The 15,835-nt window shown below is 67.4% G+C and carries 30 protein-coding genes and 1 pseudogene; 19 read left to right on the forward strand and 12 right to left on the reverse strand.

Features of this window, described 5'->3' with window-relative positions:
• Positions 1-134: 134 nt before the first annotated feature.
• Positions 135-479 carry an SH3 domain-containing protein gene (locus FPZ41_RS00715; RefSeq protein ID WP_152858051.1) on the forward strand — a complete coding sequence of 115 codons (345 nt, stop codon included), beginning with the start codon at positions 135-137 and terminating at the stop codon, positions 477-479.
• A gap of 191 nt (positions 480-670) precedes the next feature.
• Here the strand turns inward: FPZ41_RS00715 and FPZ41_RS00720 are convergent, their stop codons facing one another.
• Positions 671-1,132: a hypothetical protein gene (locus FPZ41_RS00720; RefSeq protein ID WP_152858053.1), complete on the reverse strand. Its 462-nt coding sequence runs from the start codon at positions 1,130-1,132 to the stop codon at positions 671-673.
• 442 nt (positions 1,133-1,574) lie between these two features.
• Here FPZ41_RS00720 and FPZ41_RS00725 point away from each other — a divergent pair, with 442 nt between their 5' ends.
• Entirely contained in the window at positions 1,575-2,150 is a 576-nt protein-coding gene (locus FPZ41_RS00725; RefSeq protein WP_152858055.1) for a recombinase family protein, read from the forward strand.
• On the forward strand, positions 2,147-2,506 hold the full coding sequence (locus FPZ41_RS00730) for a beta barrel domain-containing protein (protein WP_152858057.1): 360 nt from the start codon (positions 2,147-2,149) through the stop codon (positions 2,504-2,506). Before FPZ41_RS00725 ends, FPZ41_RS00730 begins: the two co-directional genes overlap by 4 nt.
• Positions 2,507-2,564: 58 nt before the next feature.
• Here FPZ41_RS00730 and FPZ41_RS00735 read toward each other — a convergent pair whose 3' ends face one another.
• From FPZ41_RS00735 to FPZ41_RS00750, 4 genes are all read right to left on the reverse strand, one after another.
• Positions 2,565-2,771 carry a hypothetical protein gene (locus FPZ41_RS00735; RefSeq protein WP_152858059.1) on the reverse strand — a complete coding sequence of 69 codons (207 nt, stop codon included), beginning with the start codon at positions 2,769-2,771 and terminating at the stop codon, positions 2,565-2,567.
• Positions 2,772-2,884: 113 nt separating this feature from the next.
• Positions 2,885-3,379, reverse strand: a complete 495-nt coding sequence (locus tag FPZ41_RS00740) for a hypothetical protein (protein WP_152858061.1) — start codon at positions 3,377-3,379, stop codon at positions 2,885-2,887.
• Positions 3,380-3,515: 136 nt separating this feature from the next.
• A complete protein-coding gene (locus FPZ41_RS00745) occupies positions 3,516-3,695 on the reverse strand; it encodes a hypothetical protein (protein ID WP_152858063.1) in 180 nt (59 codons plus the stop codon).
• A 245-nt stretch (positions 3,696-3,940) separates the two neighbouring features.
• Positions 3,941-4,276: a DUF6233 domain-containing protein gene (locus FPZ41_RS00750; RefSeq protein WP_322619696.1), complete on the reverse strand. Its 336-nt coding sequence runs from the start codon at positions 4,274-4,276 to the stop codon at positions 3,941-3,943.
• A gap of 327 nt (positions 4,277-4,603) precedes the next feature.
• Here FPZ41_RS00750 and FPZ41_RS00755 point away from each other — a divergent pair, with 327 nt between their 5' ends.
• Positions 4,604-5,110, forward strand: coding sequence for a hypothetical protein (locus FPZ41_RS00755; RefSeq protein ID WP_152858065.1), 507 nt, complete (start codon positions 4,604-4,606; stop codon positions 5,108-5,110).
• Here FPZ41_RS00755 and FPZ41_RS00760 read toward each other — a convergent pair.
• Genes FPZ41_RS00760 through FPZ41_RS00770 form a run of 3 tightly spaced genes read right to left on the reverse strand, consistent with a single transcriptional unit; the run spans position 5,107 to position 5,760 of the window.
• The gene (locus tag FPZ41_RS00760; protein ID WP_322619697.1) at positions 5,107-5,313 is read right to left on the reverse strand and encodes a hypothetical protein; all 207 of its coding nucleotides are present in this window, start codon (positions 5,311-5,313) and stop codon (positions 5,107-5,109) included. The genes FPZ41_RS00755 and FPZ41_RS00760 overlap by 4 nt on opposite strands.
• Positions 5,314-5,322: 9 nt before the next feature.
• Positions 5,323-5,517, reverse strand: a complete 195-nt coding sequence (locus FPZ41_RS00765) for a hypothetical protein (protein ID WP_152858067.1) — start codon at positions 5,515-5,517, stop codon at positions 5,323-5,325.
• A gap of 33 nt (positions 5,518-5,550) precedes the next feature.
• Complete coding sequence (locus FPZ41_RS00770; RefSeq protein WP_322619698.1) at positions 5,551-5,760, reverse strand: winged helix-turn-helix domain-containing protein; 210 nt, start codon at positions 5,758-5,760, stop codon at positions 5,551-5,553.
• A 194-nt stretch (positions 5,761-5,954) separates the two neighbouring features.
• On the opposite strand from FPZ41_RS00770, the gene FPZ41_RS00775 reads away from it, so the two are divergent.
• A complete protein-coding gene (locus FPZ41_RS00775) occupies positions 5,955-6,200 on the forward strand; it encodes a hypothetical protein (RefSeq protein WP_152858071.1) in 246 nt (81 codons plus the stop codon).
• 170 nt (positions 6,201-6,370) lie between these two features.
• Here FPZ41_RS00775 and FPZ41_RS00780 read toward each other — a convergent pair whose 3' ends face one another.
• Positions 6,371-6,613 (reverse strand): helix-turn-helix domain-containing protein, encoded by a 243-nt coding sequence (locus FPZ41_RS00780; RefSeq protein WP_322619699.1) that lies wholly within the window; start codon positions 6,611-6,613, stop codon positions 6,371-6,373.
• A gap of 179 nt (positions 6,614-6,792) precedes the next feature.
• On the opposite strand from FPZ41_RS00780, the gene FPZ41_RS00785 reads away from it, so the two are divergent.
• Entirely contained in the window at positions 6,793-7,098 is a 306-nt protein-coding gene (locus FPZ41_RS00785; RefSeq protein WP_152858075.1) for a hypothetical protein, read from the forward strand.
• Between the two features lie 167 nt (positions 7,099-7,265).
• Positions 7,266-7,376 (forward strand): annotated as a pseudogene (locus FPZ41_RS50110) (rhamnogalacturonan lyase family protein); the annotation flags it as partial.
• 69 nt (positions 7,377-7,445) lie between these two features.
• On the opposite strand, the gene FPZ41_RS49765 reads toward FPZ41_RS50110, so the two are convergent.
• The 3 genes from FPZ41_RS49765 to FPZ41_RS00805 all read right to left on the reverse strand — a co-directional run bounded on the left by FPZ41_RS49765 (position 7,446) and on the right by FPZ41_RS00805 (position 9,879).
• Complete coding sequence (locus FPZ41_RS49765) at positions 7,446-8,825, reverse strand: tyrosine-type recombinase/integrase (RefSeq protein ID WP_322619684.1); 1,380 nt, start codon at positions 8,823-8,825, stop codon at positions 7,446-7,448.
• Positions 8,826-8,847: 22 nt separating this feature from the next.
• The gene (locus FPZ41_RS00800) at positions 8,848-9,291 is read right to left on the reverse strand and encodes a hypothetical protein (protein ID WP_152857835.1); all 444 of its coding nucleotides are present in this window, start codon (positions 9,289-9,291) and stop codon (positions 8,848-8,850) included.
• Between the two features lie 159 nt (positions 9,292-9,450).
• Positions 9,451-9,879 carry a hypothetical protein gene (locus FPZ41_RS00805; RefSeq protein WP_152857837.1) on the reverse strand — a complete coding sequence of 143 codons (429 nt, stop codon included), beginning with the start codon at positions 9,877-9,879 and terminating at the stop codon, positions 9,451-9,453.
• A 533-nt stretch (positions 9,880-10,412) separates the two neighbouring features.
• Between FPZ41_RS00805 and FPZ41_RS00810 the strand changes: the two genes are divergently transcribed.
• From FPZ41_RS00810 to FPZ41_RS00860, 12 genes are all read left to right on the forward strand, one after another.
• Positions 10,413-10,694, forward strand: coding sequence for a helix-turn-helix transcriptional regulator (locus tag FPZ41_RS00810; protein WP_152857839.1), 282 nt, complete (start codon positions 10,413-10,415; stop codon positions 10,692-10,694).
• 105 nt (positions 10,695-10,799) lie between these two features.
• Positions 10,800-11,159 carry a hypothetical protein gene (locus tag FPZ41_RS00815; protein WP_152857841.1) on the forward strand — a complete coding sequence of 120 codons (360 nt, stop codon included), beginning with the start codon at positions 10,800-10,802 and terminating at the stop codon, positions 11,157-11,159.
• The gene (locus FPZ41_RS00820; protein ID WP_152857843.1) at positions 11,156-11,707 is read left to right on the forward strand and encodes a hypothetical protein; all 552 of its coding nucleotides are present in this window, start codon (positions 11,156-11,158) and stop codon (positions 11,705-11,707) included. Before FPZ41_RS00815 ends, FPZ41_RS00820 begins: the two co-directional genes overlap by 4 nt.
• Positions 11,704-11,952 (forward strand): hypothetical protein, encoded by a 249-nt coding sequence (locus tag FPZ41_RS00825; RefSeq protein ID WP_152857845.1) that lies wholly within the window; start codon positions 11,704-11,706, stop codon positions 11,950-11,952. Before FPZ41_RS00820 ends, FPZ41_RS00825 begins: the two co-directional genes overlap by 4 nt.
• Positions 11,949-12,509, forward strand: a complete 561-nt coding sequence (locus FPZ41_RS00830) for a hypothetical protein (protein WP_152857847.1) — start codon at positions 11,949-11,951, stop codon at positions 12,507-12,509. The genes FPZ41_RS00825 and FPZ41_RS00830 overlap by 4 nt, the downstream gene beginning before the upstream one ends.
• The gene (locus tag FPZ41_RS00835) at positions 12,506-13,141 is read left to right on the forward strand and encodes a hypothetical protein (RefSeq protein WP_152857849.1); all 636 of its coding nucleotides are present in this window, start codon (positions 12,506-12,508) and stop codon (positions 13,139-13,141) included. The genes FPZ41_RS00830 and FPZ41_RS00835 overlap by 4 nt, the downstream gene beginning before the upstream one ends.
• A complete protein-coding gene (locus FPZ41_RS00840) occupies positions 13,134-13,589 on the forward strand; it encodes a hypothetical protein (protein WP_152857851.1) in 456 nt (151 codons plus the stop codon). Before FPZ41_RS00835 ends, FPZ41_RS00840 begins: the two co-directional genes overlap by 8 nt.
• Positions 13,586-13,816 carry a hypothetical protein gene (locus FPZ41_RS00845; RefSeq protein ID WP_152857853.1) on the forward strand — a complete coding sequence of 77 codons (231 nt, stop codon included), beginning with the start codon at positions 13,586-13,588 and terminating at the stop codon, positions 13,814-13,816. Before FPZ41_RS00840 ends, FPZ41_RS00845 begins: the two co-directional genes overlap by 4 nt.
• Positions 13,813-14,148, forward strand: a complete 336-nt coding sequence (locus FPZ41_RS00850; RefSeq protein WP_152857855.1) for a hypothetical protein — start codon at positions 13,813-13,815, stop codon at positions 14,146-14,148. The genes FPZ41_RS00845 and FPZ41_RS00850 overlap by 4 nt, the downstream gene beginning before the upstream one ends.
• On the forward strand, positions 14,145-15,188 hold the full coding sequence (locus FPZ41_RS00855) for a DUF5131 family protein (RefSeq protein WP_322619685.1): 1,044 nt from the start codon (positions 14,145-14,147) through the stop codon (positions 15,186-15,188). Before FPZ41_RS00850 ends, FPZ41_RS00855 begins: the two co-directional genes overlap by 4 nt.
• The gene (locus tag FPZ41_RS49310; RefSeq protein ID WP_265584184.1) at positions 15,185-15,319 is read left to right on the forward strand and encodes a hypothetical protein; all 135 of its coding nucleotides are present in this window, start codon (positions 15,185-15,187) and stop codon (positions 15,317-15,319) included. The genes FPZ41_RS00855 and FPZ41_RS49310 overlap by 4 nt, the downstream gene beginning before the upstream one ends.
• The gene (locus FPZ41_RS00860; protein ID WP_152857859.1) at positions 15,316-15,771 is read left to right on the forward strand and encodes a hypothetical protein; all 456 of its coding nucleotides are present in this window, start codon (positions 15,316-15,318) and stop codon (positions 15,769-15,771) included. The genes FPZ41_RS49310 and FPZ41_RS00860 overlap by 4 nt, the downstream gene beginning before the upstream one ends.
• The last annotated feature ends 64 nt before the right edge of the window (positions 15,772-15,835 follow it).

Below are 15,835 nucleotides of genomic sequence, written 5' to 3' on the forward strand. Positions count from 1 at the left end.
AGCCGCTGCGGGCGTGCGGGGACTGAGCATCAAGGATCTGTGGACTCCCGATCAAAGACGATCTGATGCCAGCAGTGAGACCGTGGAGCCGCACGAGCAGTCGATCAACCGTCACCAGGTCTGTAGGGGGACAAGTGAAGAATCTGCGAGTGGTGACCGCTCTCGCATCGGCAGTACTCATCGGCGCCAGCGGTCTCGTCGCCGCTGGCCCGGCGCAAGCAGCCACGGCACAGCAGGCGGTCGCCGCGGGCTGTACGACTTACGCCGCGAAGACTGGCGTCACCGTGCGCAGCCAGCCTTCGACCTTCGGCAGTGTTGTCGGCTCCCTGTCCAAGGGGCAGACGGTCTGCGGGAACATCGTGACCAGCGAACTGAAGGGCGGCAACTACACGGCCTGCGGGGGAACCTCCAACAGGTGGGTCCATTTCAAGGGCACGTACATAGCCGCCCTGTGCATGACCGCGATCAAGGGAGGCTAGCCTTTCGCCGGCGTGAGGAGGTAGCCCTGGCGCCGATCCTCGACGTTGGACGCGACAGCGCCCCCGCCTCCCTGCCTCACACGCGCAGGGGGAGCGGGGGCGGTTAGCTGTGCGCGACGTGAGGGACCGGATGTCACGGTAGGGGACATCGCCAACCTGGTTCTGTGAGCTCGCATCTGTTATAGAGATGCTTAGACGCGGTCCGCTCCAAGTTCCTCGCGCATCGCCTTACGCAGTTTCGCAAGGGCGACTTCGTACTCACTACGCCCCTCCGCGTACCTCTCGTCTCCGGCGAGAGCACCAGAGCCCGCTACGTCGCGTATGTTGCGAAGCTTTCGGAACGTCTCCTCGGAAGCAGCAACTACCTTGGCAGAGGCGGTGATTGCGATCTGATACCGGCCGTCGTAGCAGGGCACAAAGCTAGTGCGGGCGGAGGCTCCTCGTTCCTTCGGATCGATGTCAAGGTCTCGGGCGAGGCTGCGGAAGTGGTTCCGGGCCTTCGAGAGAGCGGCAAGGTATTCGCCGTACAGGACGCGACGGGTGTCAGTGAGCTGCTGCGCCTGGTCCCGGCGCCAACGGTGATGGTCGAGGAAGGCGCTGGAGGCCGTGGCGATGACTGCGCCGGTGATGGCGCTTACCAGTGATAACCACATGCAGGGACACGGTACGAGGAGGGCACCGATGCCTCCAGGTGCGAGTCGTCACGTTCCCTGAAACAATCCCCCATTGTGGTCGAGCACTCTCGATAACATGCCATATCGCGGGCCCCGCTCCTCCTCGGCGCGGGGCCCTTCGTCATGCCCGGAGTCAGTGCGCGGGGCAGAAGCAGAACGAGCCGTGACACATGTAGCAGCGCGGGCGTCCTCGGTGTGGTGCTTGACCGCCTCGTCGTCCGTCTCGTCGTACTCCTGGCGGCAGGTGGTGCACGTCTTCATGGCGCGGAGTGTGTCACAGCGGGGAGCCTAGGCGGCACGTCGAGAAACGACCGTCTATCGACACCCCTACCCCCAACTGCGTTCCTGCAGTTCGAGAGTGACGCAAACTCGTGTCCTCAACTATGTCGCGTAAAGGGCTCAGAATCGCTACGCTCGGTTCATGAGAATCGGATACGGCCGCGTCTCCACACGCGACCAGAACCCAGACGCACAGGAGGACGCCCTCAAAGAAGCAGGATGCGATCCCGTCTTCGTCGACAAGGCCTCCGGCAAGCTAGCTTCCCGGCCCGAGCTCGACAAGGCGCTGATCGCCGCCCGCGAAGGAGACGAGTTCGTCATCACCAAGCTCGACCGGCTCGGACGCTCCCTGAAGAACCTCATCGAGCTCTCCGAGCAGCTGGAGAAGAAGGGCGTCAACCTCGTCGTCCTGAGCCAGGGCATCGACACCAGCACCCCGGCCGGGCGGATGTTCTTCCACATCCTCGGCGCCATCGCGGAGTTCGAGCGGTCCCTTATCGTCGAGCGCACTCGCGACGGCCTCGAAGCCGCCCGCGCCCGAGGCCGGGTCGGCGGCAGGAAGCAGGCCCTTAAGCCGCGCCAGGTCAAGCTCGCCCAGGAGATGTACGACGAGCTGGGCGAGGACGGGAAACGCAAGCACACCGTGCAGGCCATCGCCGACGAACTCGGCGTCGCCCGCACCACCATCTACCGGTACCTGGAGAGGAAGAACTCATGAGCATGAACGGACTAGGCAACGTCAAGATCGGTGACAACCTCGTCCTCGTCACGGGCAACCGCTTCCGAGGTGACGAGCCCGTCACCGTTTCGCGAGTCGGCCGTAAGTACCTGTACGTGTCCCTCCACGGGTACGAGCGCCGGGAGCGGTTCGACCGGAAGACGGGAGCCGAGGAGGGCAACGTCGGAGTCCGTGCCCGACTGATGACACAAAAGCAGTACGAGGAGATGAACCAGCGCAGGTCGCTGTTCATGGAGTTGCTGGCCGCCGGGATCGACGTCAAGCACGAGGTGCGCTCCGAGGTGACCACGGACCAGCTCCGTGCCCTGCTCGCCGTCATCAAGCCCGCCGCCTGACTGACAGCAGCAACGGCGCCCCGCCCAGGGTAAGTGGGCGGGGCGTCGTCGCGTCAGCCTACTGGCTCTCGATCGAGAACCCGTCGTGCCCCTCGCAGATGAGGTCGGGGCAGTACCAGAGGACGGACACGTCCGGGTTGACGCCGCCGCCCATGTCGGCCTGGACGCGCTTGTCGACACGGCTCAGCCGGCCGCAGTGGATACAGGGATGGTCGCGAAGCCCGCGGGCTTCGGACTGGCTGTAGATGGTCTTCGGAGTGCTCATGCTGGGACGGTAAGGCCATTTCGGCGGAGTGTTCCCCCGGCCCTCGACAGCCCCGTGCCACACTGGCTGTGGCGCCCGTCTCGTCCCCCGTCGAGTCGGGCGCCGCTGTCTTGTTAGGAGTAGGTCCACCGCCATGCGTTGGAGCTGTACACGCACTTGATCCTCGCGCCGCTGGCGGTGGTCGTGCTGGCCCCGTGGTCACTGTTCCGGCAGAACTGTCCTGCCGAGTAGCAGTTGCCCGAGCTGGAGACGATCGAGCACGTGCCCGTGGTGTCGCTGCCGCTGTCGCTTCCGCTACTGCTGTTGGTGTCGGCGACCTGGGCACGGGCGGTTTTGGTGACGGTGACCGTGGGCTGTGGCTTGGCCTTGGCTTTGATGGTCTCGGTGACGGTTGGGCCTGGCTCGGGTGTGGCCGTCACGGTGATGGTCGCGGCTGGCGCGGATTTGATCTCGGCGGCGGGTTGCTGCCCGCCGTTCCCGGTGGCGGCGATCAGCGCGCCGGCGATGAACAGGCCCGAGCCGCCAGCCCATACGCGGGGGCGCCTGTAGAGCGGGCGGGTGTCGGCCGGGCGTGGCGCTGGCGGCATGGGCGTGTACGGGTTGGTCATCGTCCCCCCTGCTTGTGGTGGAGCGACGACGGTAGTCATCTGGTGGGGCGCTGGTGGGTGTATGGGGGAGTAGTCACCTTTTCGTGACAGATGGTGGTGCGCGCCCCGCCGTCAGGGCGGGCGCCCGCGCACGGTCCTACACCTGGGGGAGTTGGCCGGGCTTGACCGGCACGATCTCCACGTTGGTGCTGCCTGCCGCTTCGAGTACGGACTTCTGCCGTCCGGCGCTGGTCTCGTCGTAGGCGACAGCGGATGCCCGCGGTGTGCCGTCGGTGTCGGTCCAGGTGAGCGCGTAGTTCTGCATGGTGGTCGTCATGCGCTCATCATCGCTGGCGGCACTGACAGCGCCTGGCTCGCGGGCTGGTGGGGCGGCTCATAGGCTGGTGCTGCTCGGGGCAGCCTGCGGAGGTCAGCCATACCTGCCATCTGGCTTCGTGTGGTGAGCGCCACCGAGACGCATTCGATCTCGTTCCACCAGTACCACCGGGAGGACATGGGCCGCGTCCGCTAGGCCGCCAGGAAGACGGTGAAGAAGACCGCGGGCCGGGCGAAGCGCAGCGCCTAGTCGAGCACGCCGAGCTCCGTGTCCGGCCTGCAGTGCGTGCACGCCGCCACGCCTTCCGTGAGCGCCCGGACGGCCTGGTCCCGCCCGATTCCGCGCACGTTCTTCCCCGCCATGTGGCAGCCGCCGACGTGCACTGCGACGGGATGTCGTCCACCCAGGGACTGCTGCAACAGCCAGTCCGGGGCGGGTGGCCGACGCTCTTCGCCGCGGCGCCGCTCGGCTTCCCGCTGCTCTTCTCGGGCGATCCATTGCCGGGTGCGTTGGAGGTCGGCGAGCTGGATGCGCTCAAGGAAGCGCAGCATGTCGAGACGGGACGGCGGGCTATCGTTCACGCGTTCGATTCTATGGCGTAGGATCCCCCGCGTCGCATCGGAGAGGAGCAAGCCTGGACGTCGACGAGCTGCTGGCCATGCACGCCGTGAACGTTTCCCGCCTGCCGCCTGCCGCCTGCCGCCTGCCGCCTGCCGCCTGCCCCTGCAGCGCCACACCACCGCGAGGTGCTCGAATACGACGACGAATGATCGCCGCTCGCGCCTGACCAACCCTCGTTGTCGGTGGCGGCTCGTACAGTTGGAGCCACGTATCCGCGCTGCATGGCTGCACGCGCTCGCCCCGCCCGGAGTGATGCCCGGTGCGGGGCGCTCGACTTAGGAGGGCCTGTGGCTCCGTTCTCGCCGACGATCAACCTCGTCTGTTCGGTGCTGCTCACCATGGGCGAGGCATGGGTGGAGCTCCCGGTAGCCCGCGAGATCTGGGAGGAAGACGGCCCAGTCCGCGACATGCTCACCGACAAGGTGAGGTCCGAGCTGGCGGCAGTCGTCCTCAAAGAGACAGGCCTCCAACTCGACGACGCCTTCCTGGCCACACTGCCGGTGACCGTTCAAGACCCAGACGTCGGGCCCGCTGGAGCCCCAAGCCGAGCTGCGGAGTGCGCGGTCGTCTGCGTGGGCGGCCCTCGCGACGGCACCCGCCTGAAGCTGGACCGCGCACACCCGGGCCTCGCCGTTCAGCTGCCTCTTGAGGAGCCGTTGTCGGCCCTGTTCGAGGCGGCTGCCGGGAAGGTGGCCCCGATCCGACGGGCCCTGTACGTGCCGATCGTCGAAGGCGGGCGCTGCAGCCGGGCTGATGACGGAGCGTGGCGATTCCGCTGGGACGGGGACTGCTAGCCCGCCATCTCCGAGTGCCGCACGATCCGCTTGAGCTCCATCTCGACCTCGTACCGGGAGGCGTCGACTTCGTCGCGGGCGATGAATGCGCCGACCCCAGCATGGACGGCGAGGGCGGTGTCGACGGTGAGCTGGCCGCGCTGAATCTCGCCCCACGCCGCACGTTCGTGCTCGATCAGGTCGTCAGGTAGTTCGATTGCCACGCGGTAAGGTTACGCCGCCTTCACGATCTCCCCGCACGCCCGCTCCGCCGCGACGGCCAGCGTCCACTCCTCGACGAGCAGCGCGTACCGGGCCCGCTGCTCAGCCGTCAGCCGCACCGCCGGATGCGGCCACAACGCACGGATCTCCGCGTTGACCTGCTCGGCAGGCCGCACGGAACCCGGCGACAGGGGATTAGACGGCATGCGGGCAAGTCTAGGAGCCGGGTCTGACAGTGGTCAGGACTCCGACGGCCGCGGCAGCTCGGTGACGAACGTCCCCACGCCGGGATACATGACGGCCAGCCCCGCCTTCCGCAGCTCTGTCAACACGCGCTTCGCGGTCACCTGGCTAATCCCGAACTCGTCGCAGATTGCCATCGCGGACGGAAGCCTGCCTCCGGGCGTGTAGGTGCCGTCGACGATCCGCTCCCGCATTACGTCACACACCTGCCGCCACCTGGGTACTTCCGGCTCCCACCTCATGATCCAAGACGCTAGGTGGGCTTAGCCGAACAGGCGAGATGAGACCGCCTATACGACCTATACCGCCTATTCCGCGAGAGTATGGTGACCCACAGCACAAAACGCCCCCCGGACGCGGGCCAGCATCCGGGAGGCAGCCGACGATCGGAGCGTCGACCATGGACGAGCGTAGAGACCCGCCGCCCACACCAGAACCCGGCGTGCCGCGCCAAATGAACGCCCCCAGCGGCGAGCTCAGCCCCGTCCAGCAGGCCCGGCGCCGCTACGTCCAACACGTCACCGACGAGTGCGCCAGGTGCAGGGACGTCGACCGCGACCGCTGCGACGAAGGTGAACGGCTGTACCGGGCCTGGATCGATGTCTGCGACGACGCCTACCGCCAGCTCTCCGACCACACCCAGTGAGCGCCACCCGCCGCCAAAGCCTTGCAGCGGGCGGGTAGTTGAGTTACCCGAGGGAACGTTTGGCCATGGCCTGACCTGCGGGTGAGGAATTCACACGGAGCGCTTTCGGTTCACGCGGATCTATGCAGACTGCGTACTTGCCTCAGGGGTGCCCGCGTATTGACGATGATTCAGTAACCGCGGAGGAGGTCGGTGACGTGCACACCCAAGACGCGCGCGATCTTTATGAGCGACGAGATCCGGGCGTCGCGCGTGCCAGCCTCAATGCCCTGCAGGGTGGCGCGGGAGAGGCCGGCCGAGAGGTGTAGGGCTTCCTGGGTCATGTTCTGGCGAAGCCGGGTAACGCGGATACGGTCGCCGATGGCGCGGCGGCGTTCGAGGAGCCAGGCGTCATCATCGGGCAGGTGTGGCACTCGACAAACGCTCTGGCCTGCATGATCATAAGTCAGCCTCGTAAACGAGGCATTATTTGATCTTGAAGTTAGTCGAGCCGCTTCATTGCTTGTTCCGCATGACCCACCCCCCTCGCTCGCAGCCCTGTCGCGTGCTGGCGTGCGCTACAGGGTGACAGGTAACGTCCAGATTCGAACGAATGTTCACGCCGTATGACGCAGACGGCCAACCGACGGGAGAAGAGATGGACCGCCAGCAGATCCTCGACCTCTATACCTGGCAGCCGGGGACCTGCTTTCGCCACCCAGGTGGCGGAACCGTCGACACTGCCCTCGTCAAGATGATCAAGCCCCGAGCTGGCCAGCCGGAAGAAGTGCGCGCCTGTCGCGATTGCGTCCTCGTCATGGAGGGCTGTCGCCGCAACACTGCCGAACAGGCTGGCGTCGAGTACGAGCCGGGGCATGTCGGGGAAGCGGTCGTGGCGAGGTGTCCCGGCAGTTCATAGGGCATCTACGGCGATGGATTCCGGGGAGGATCTGGGGAGCAGGGCCTTCCGGGGAGCGTTTGGGGGCGTGGAGAAATGCCACCCGTCACCACTCGGCACCACTCAAGGACACTAGATACCAGCAGGTCAGGACCTTCGAGAGTCAACCGCACTTCATCGCCGCAGACCGCACGGGCCTGGCCTGGCAGAACACGGCTTATAACCAGCCGCCGCACACGAGCTTCTTCATCGGCAACAAGATGCCGACGGCACCCCGGCCGACGGTCTACACGCCATGACCTGCTGAAACAGCATCGATTCCTGAGCTGAAAGAGCGGCCATCGAGGGGTCCTCGGTGGCCGCTCAACTCATGATCCATCCGAGCTGGGGAGCGTCTGGGGAGATCCACTTTGAAGCGCAGTATCAGGACTCTCAGGAGACTCCCCGGCCTCTGGCGCGACACCCGACACGAGGCGCCCGAGCGCGGCCCTGCCGCGGCTACCGGACTTCGGCATGAAGTGCACGTAGGTCCGGAGCGTGAACGCCGGGTCACTGTGGCCCAGCCACGCGGCCAGCTGTGTAATCGTCTCACCCTCAGCCAGAACGACGCTAGCAAACGTGTGGCGTAGGACGTGGAAGCCGAACTCGCGCGGCATCGTCCACGTCTCCTTGCGCCACGGGCTCCTCCCCTTCTTCGGCTCGATGTAGGTGACCTCAGGCTGCGGGATCATCCCGGCCGCAGCGAGCGCCGGCTTCCAGTGCTTCTCGTTGAAGGTGTCCTTGTTGATGGCGCCGCCGTTGACCCCGTTGCGGAACTGCGTCGTGACGAGTAGCCGCACAGTGCGCTTGGGACGGTCCTCCCACGCCAGGCTCGGCCGAGCCGGATCCACCCACGGCAGCGTTACCTCGACGGACGGGAACCGGTTGGCGTACTCCTTGATCGCCTCGGCCAGTTCGGGGGTGCACGGCGCAGCACGCTCCTTGTTTCCCTTCGGGGGCCCGAACCCGAACCGCCCGTTGACTTTGATGATCTGCCGGACGACGTGGATGTCCTCGCCGTCGACGTCATCGGGCGAGAAGCCGAGGGCCTCGCCCTGCCGCAGACCCGCACCGGCGCCCAGGCTGACCAGGATGCCGTAACGGTCGGGAAGTTCCTCCTGCACCATCGTGACGGTGTCCTGCGGCCACGCCAGCGCCTTCGACTTGGGCAGACGGGGGGCCCTGAGTTCTGGGTCGCGGAACGGATTCGCCGGAATCCTCTTCGCCTTGTGTGCCGCCTGCAGAATCGACGAGAAGTGGGCCCATGTGACGACGAGCGTTCCGACGTCGATGTCCTGCTCGGCCCGGCTCTGCCAGGCCCGCACCTCGTCGAACCCGATGCGGTTCAGTGACAGTGCGCCGGCGTGCGGGAGGATGTGGCCGAAGACCCGGGAACGCACGGACGCCTTGGTGGTCGGCGGGTACCGCACCGTGGGCCACCAGTGCTTGCGCACGTATTCGTCCAGGGTGATGGATCCGTCGCGCGGATCGTAGAACTGGCCGCGGATGGTGTCACTCTGGGCGTTGGCGAGCCAGTCCTTGGCGGCGGCCTTCTGTCCGTCGGGGAACGACCGGGAGCGGACGCCGGGGATACCGGTGACCTTGTAGCGCTTGCCCTTTCCGTGCCGCTCCGTGGGAATCTGAATGACCTTCTTGGTATCCGGGTCAACGCCCTTCTTGTACCAGCGGTCCTCGATGTATCCCGGCACGTCGCCTCCCCTGCACGGTTGATCAGGCCGCCATGGTCCCAGGGGAATCGATGGTGACGATCTCTCCGTGCCACAACTGGAACCATCGTCCGCCGGCGAGGCACTCCTCGACGGAGCGATTCAGGAAGGGGGCGATCTCGTCGATCGTTGCGGTGGGGCAGAGGTACACGGCCACATCACCCTTGTGCTCACGGAAGTCGACCGGCGGTGCCGGGTTGAAGGGCGACAGCGCGAACGTGACGGAGATGGGGTTCTCGGGGTGGTCCGGGGAGATGACCTCGCCTCCCCAGACCTGGAACCACTGGGTGTTCTTGACACAGTCGCGCAGGGTGGCGTTGAGCGAGGGGATGAACTGGCGGGCCTTGGTTCCGCAGGCGACGCGAAACTCGATGAGACCGCGTTCTTCGCGCCAGTCGGACAGTTTCCCGGGGCCGGGGTCGTCGGCCCTGTATACGACGCGCAGCATGAGGCGCCCTCCCGTTGTTGCGGTGCGCCCGTGACGGATCTGCCGAAAGCGCACGGTTGTGGAAGGGTACGACCTGTTAACAGATGGCCACAATCAGTTGTACGAAATGTCTATAAAGGGACTTCTTAGTCAACGTGTGTGCTGGCGGGGCGCGGTGCACTACTCCTCGCGCCGAGCCCGCTCGTCAGCCTCGATCATGGCCAGCCATCGCCGCTGCTCCCGCTCCGACATGCCGCCGAGGTGACCAAGAATGATGCGCACGGTGCCTCCGTAGCCGACCAGTTCGGTGGCCCGGTAGTCCAGCCACTGCTCGGCGACCGCCTCCTTGATGCGTGTCTCCGACTTGCCGAGGGCGGCGGCAATGGCGCGCATCTGGACAGGACTGGGGGCGGAAGCCGGCGGGTTCTTGACGAGCTTCTGGAAGTACTGCCAGGAGATCTTCTCGCCCGTCTCCGGGTCAACTGCGACCTTGCCGAGTTCGCGAAGGCTCTTACCGTCGTCGAGTGCGGCTTGGATGAGCTGGGAGAGCGGCCCTGTAGGGGAGGGCTGGGCTGCGTCAGACTCCGGCGCAGGGGCCGCTGCCGTCATGTCCTGGTCGTCCTCTCGGTTCACTCTTCCACCGGCTGTTTCTATCCGTGGGGGTGTGCGCTGGAAAAGTAGCAGGTCAGTCCGTACAACCATCCTCGTTTGTAGACGGATCGTCTACGCATCCATGCTATCTAGCCACAAACTTTGCCGATATGCGGCGCGAGGTGACCCATTCTGTAGACAGAGTGACACCGAAAGTGCTCTACTGGGGGCAAGCCAAGGCCACTCCGCACCACTGGAGAACCGTTGAGCCATACCCGCTACACGCTCAAAGACCCCGCGAAGTTCAGATGGGTCATGGAAAACCCCGGCCGCGGAGCCCCCTACTCGGTCCGAACCCTCGCGGAAGCGAGCGGCTGCGGCCCGGGGCTCATACAGAAACTGGCCAGCGGCAGCCAATCCACAGTGGGTGTCCTTGGCGCCCACGCCCTCGCGGAGGCCCTCGGTGTCGCCGTACTCGTCCTCTTCATGCCCCCAGTGACGCCAAATCGCGTCACCATGACTATGGGCGACGATCCTGAATAGGAGAAACCGTGCCCCGAAGTACCCCCCAGCACAAGCAGCCGGCCCCACCCGGCCACGTGTGGATCGATGAGGCCGCCCGACTGAGCGGCCGAAGCATCGAGACGCTCTACAAGGACCGCCAGAAGCAGAAGCGCACCGGTCAGTGCGACGGACCCCGGTCCGTGACCCTGAGCCGCAAGGCCGCCTGGCGCATCGCAGACATCGCGGCCTGGCTCGCCGAAGGCGACCAGGACGTTGACCCCCAGCTTCTCCACGACAGCCGCCCGGCCGAGCCCCGCCTCGCCGCCTAGTGCGGCTTGAGCCCCAACCGCCGGCGCGCATACCGGCAGCCGGGGCCCCGCGGCCGCAAAGCCGCGCGATCCACCCACACCATCCGTGAACAGAAGGGCAGATCGATGCCTCTATTCTCGCAGAACCGCCCGCCGAAGATCGTCCGGCAATCGCCTGTGAAGAGCGACACCCTCGACGTCACCGTGTCCACGATCCGCATCGCGCGAGGCAACTACAACACGGTCATCTTCGACAACCACGCCGACAAGCGGCACGCCGGGTTCTTCCTCGGCGGCTACGCCATCGACCACTCCTCGCAGCGCGCCGAGACGCGTGAGGCGGCGATGGACCAGCACCGTGAGGCGCTGTACGCGGCCCGCACCGAGGAGCCGTTCCCGCCCCGCGGCGGCCACGACGAGTCGTGCGCCTACATCTCCGGCATGACCACCCGTTGCACCTGCTCCACCGAGGGCGGTGTGCGATGACCGACCGCGCCGAGTACATCGCCGGCCTGCGCGAGATCGCGGACTGGCTGGAGCAGCACCCGGACGCCGATCTCCCGTCGACGGATCGCCTGCTGCTGCCGCTGAGTACGAACCCCGCGGTGGAGGAGTTTGCCGCCACCCTCGGCCTGACCGCCGAGATCGACGAGGAGGGTAACGCCGCCGTCGACCTGAAGTTCGGTCCGATCGCCTTCCACGCCTACGGCTACGCGGACTTTACGGAGCACGTCAAGGAGCACCACGAGCGCCAGGCCCGCAACTGGGCCGACAAGAACGGCATGGTCATCCAGCCCCGCGAGGGCGAGCCCGACGAGGCGCGCGAGCACCGCGTCGTCGCCTACCGCAACTCTTCCCAGCCGGGCGTGCTGCTGTGCCGGGAGCACGGCGACGGCTGGGCCTGGCTGACCCCGCTCACGGCCGACGACCTTCCCGACGGCGGGACCTGCACCTTCGGAGACCCGGCCGACCCCGACGACGTGTGCGGCAACGACGTGCTGATCAACGACACCAAGTCGGGAGGTGCGCGATGAGCGTCTCCCGTATCCCGACGCCGGACGCCGTCCGCTACTTCTCGTCCCGCCAGCTGCCGCGCGCGGTCCGTGAGGCGGCTTCGGCTGCTGATCGTGCCGAGCTGGAGCTGGGCCGCCCGGTGTCGCCGCTGTCGGTGGAGGACTTGGGCGATCGGGAGACCGTGCTCGCTCACTGGCATCGGGCGGACAAGGTGCTGGCCGCGACCGCACTCCGGCCCGAGCAGGCAACGGGGGTGCTGTCGTGAAGTGCGACGAGCTGAAGCCCGACGACTCCTGGCGCACCTGCGACAAGGACCTGAAGCACCCCGGCAGCCACCGTTACCTCAACGAGTCGTGGCCGCGGCTGGAGCCGAACGAGCCCGACCCGAAGGTTGAGGCGCTGCTGGAGCGGACGAAGGCCGCCCGCTCATGGGGCCTGGACGAGCGCCGCTTCCCGATCGTCGTCATCGAAACCGTCACCCGAGTCATGTGGGTGGACGCGGAGGACGAGGACGACGCGCTCGACCGCTGGGCCGACGACTACAGCGACATCGACCTGGAGGGAACTCAAGTTCTCGACGGGTGCCTAGAGTTCCGCCGCCTCGACGACTCCGAGCGCTTCGACCTGGGGCGGACTTCCCCGATCGGCCCCATGATCGCCTGCCCGGGCTGCGGCGCGCAGGCCATGCAGCGGTCCTGGTACCACAATCCGCTGCGGAAGTGCCACGGCCCCATCAAGTGGCGGGAGACCCAGGCGCCGAACCCCTGCTATCGGTGGCGCCGCGACCACGAGGCCCACGCCGGATCGGCGGTGACCGCGTGAACGCAGAGCAGTTCAACGCGCTGTACGAGGTCGGCATCCCGGTGTTCGCCTACCCCGGCTTCCGCCCGGAGGACGACCGCAACGCTCGTCGGCTCGTCACCCGTACCCGAAGCGTGGCGTCCGTGCTGGGCGGTCACACCGACGTGGTTTGGGTGGACGGGCACAGCGCCTGCATCGCTCTCAGTCACGTCGACGTGGTATCGGAGGACGAGTTCAAGGCGGCACGGGCTGCCGAGACTGCCGCAGCGGTGGCCGCCCTGGGCGCTCTGCCGATGCCTGCCGGGCCGGAGCCTAAGCGGCTCGACGACGCGCGGCTCAAGGAGATCAAGAGCCTGCTGCGGTACGAGACATCGATCTCGTTCCACAGCGCCCGCGCCAAGGAGTCGATGCTCCTGCTGCTCGCCGAGGTCGAGCAGTGGAGGGCGATCTACGGCGCCGAGGCGCTCCCCGGAGCGCTCAACCGTCTCCGCCACGCCGATGCGGAGATCGAGCGACTGAAGGCGGACAACGGCACCCTGTCGGCGGCGCTGTCCGAGGCGCTCGGGCAGGCGGCTCGGGCGGACGCCCAACTGGACCAGGCGCAGCCGGCCCCGTTCTCCGTGACCGGCGAGGCGGTGAGCGGCGATGAGTGACCGTCTCACCCCGGCCCGCGAAGCCGAGATCCGGGAGAGCATGGCCGCCCTGGACGCCAATCGCACGCTGACCCTCGGCGCCTGGACCGCGAGCCAGGTCAACGAGAAGAGCGTGCTCCCGCCCGCCTTCGCGCACGTCGTCGAGGACGTGCTGCGGACCGAGCGCGGTGCTGTGGTGCGCAGTTCGGTGGGCGTCTTCGGTGACGAGCGGCACGCCGTCTTCGTGGCGCTCGCCCGGACTGCCGTGTCAGACCTGCTCGACGAGCTGGACGCGGTCCGCAACGAGCGCGACGAGGCACTGGCTCGTGTGACGGAGCTGGAGGCGTTGACGCCAGCCCCGATCCAGACGTGCCGGGTCTGCAGCGCGGGCTACACCTACGGCCAGCCGTGCAGCACCTGCGAGTTCAACACGCTCATGGCCCGCGAGACGGGTGGTGAAGTCGCGTGAGCGCCCAGTTCTTCCAGCCCGAGCGCACCTACACCCGTCAGGTCGGCGGCCAGATCGGCGAGTTCCTCGTCGATCACATCACCCGCAACCCGAACGACGGCGGCCTGCACGCCTTCGGCTGGTACCGGCGCCTGCCCCACGCCAGCTGGCACCCCTACTCGCAGAACCAAGCCGAGTTCGGCGCCTGGACCGACAACACCACCCGCACCCTCAAGGAGGCGTCGTGAGCGCTCTGAACCTGACTGACATGACCCTCTCCTTCCGCGCGTTGGAGACGATCGCCGAGACCCACCCGCACCTGCCGGCCGCCCTGTTCCACCTGCGCGGCACCACCCTCGCCGCCGAACAGGTCATCGACGTCCAGTTCCACCACGACCCCGACGCCTTCACCGCCTGGTGCGACGTCTTCGACATCGACACCGCGCTGCTGGAGACCAGGTCGACCGGGTTCGGCCACTACACGCGGGCTGTTGTCCGCTACGCCGGCGTCACCTTCGTGCTCGTCCTCGACCACCACGACCGCGAATGGCGGACCGCACCCCTGGCGGTGGCCGCGTGAGCGAGTCATCCAAGATCGAGTGGACGGATGCGACGTGGAACGTCGTCACCGGCTGTGAGAAGGTGTCGCCCGGCTGCGACAACTGCTACGCGGAGACGTTCGCCGAGCGCTGGCGCGGCATCCCCGGCCACCACTTCGAGACCGGCTTCGACGTCACCCTCCGCCCGGAGCGGCTGACGCTGCCGCTGAAGTGGCGGAAGCCGAAGCGCGTCTTCGTAAATTCGATGTCCGACCTGTTCCACAAGGACATCCCGGTCGACTACATCGCCCGCGTCTTCGCGGCCATGTCACTGACGCCGCAGCACACGTACCAGGTGCTGACCAAGCGGCACGGCCGGATGCGCTCCCTGCTCAGCGACCCGGAGTTCGAGAAGAAGGTCGACTACGAGCTCCTGCACTTCCCGCCGTTCGCCGACCCGAAGCTGATCCGCCGGGCCTGGCCTCTGCCGAACGTCTGGCTCGGGGTGAGCGTCGAGGACCAGAAGCGCGCCGATCTCAGGATCCCTGCCCTCGTCGACACCCCGGCCGCCGTCCGGTTCCTGTCCTGCGAGCCGCTCCTCGGGCCTGTCGACCTCTCGGCGTGGATGCCCAGCGGTCACGCCGCATGGCGTTGCCAGGGGCCGGACTGCCGCCGCTTCTACTCCGGCCCGCTCGAGCAGCACTGCCCCGACTGTGCCCGCGATGGTCACTGGGGCGGCAGCCACACCGGCAACGGCCGCCCGAACGGCCAGCCGATCGGCTGGGTCATCGTCGGCGGTGAGTCCGGGCACGGAGCCCGACCGATGAGCCCCGACTGGGCGCGCAGCATCCGCGACCAGGCCCAAGCGGCGGGCGTGCCCTACCTGTTCAAGCAGTGGGGGGAGCACCAGCCCACCGGATGGATGGTCATCGGTCGTCCTTCCGACCGGCGCAACGTTCTCGTCGGCGACCCGATCGACGAGCTCGGCCACCGCTGGGAGATGCGCCGCGTCGGCAAGGGCAAGGCCGGCCGCGAGCTGGACGGCCGCACCTGGGACGAGTTCCCGGCGGCCGTGTCATGACCGCCCCGGCGGAGGTGCCCGTCCTCTGGCTGCAAGCCCTGTGCCTGACCGCCCTCCGCATCCTCCGCCTCGAAGCCGCCCTCACCGCCGCACGACACACCAACACCCGCCTGAAGGGAGAAGCCGCGTGACCCTCACCGACCTCATCCCCGGCCTGAAGGGCTCCGGCAGCCGGCGCGCCGTCGACAAGGTCGCCGAACTCCGCCGCAACGAGATCACCCTCCTCACCAACCTCCACGCGGCCGGTGACGAGGTCGCCCTGCTCCGCGAAGACCTCGCCACCGCGGGCGCCCGGCAGGCGGAGACGGAACAGGTCGTCGTGCAGCAGCAGGCCGACATCGACGACCTCACCGCCGAACGCGACCAGCTCGCCGAGGAACTCACCGCCCTCAAAAGCCGGTTCGGCGGGCAGCTCGCCGCCGAGGCCAACGCCAACGCGGTCACCGTGCCGGGCGGCTACCGCGACACCAGCGCGATCGAGGACCAGGCCACCGACCCCATCGGCATCGACGTGCGCACCCTGCGGGAAGCGGCTGAAGCCGGACTTCTCGGCCCCGTCACCGATCCCGGACACACCCACTGACCCGCCGGCCGGGCGGTGCACCCTCCCGCCCGGACCGGCGCCCAACGCACGAACCCCCGGCCGA

This window comes from Streptomyces acidicola (assembly GCF_009377235.1).
In the GTDB taxonomy this organism is placed as follows: domain Bacteria; phylum Actinomycetota; class Actinomycetes; order Streptomycetales; family Streptomycetaceae; genus Streptomyces; species Streptomyces acidicola.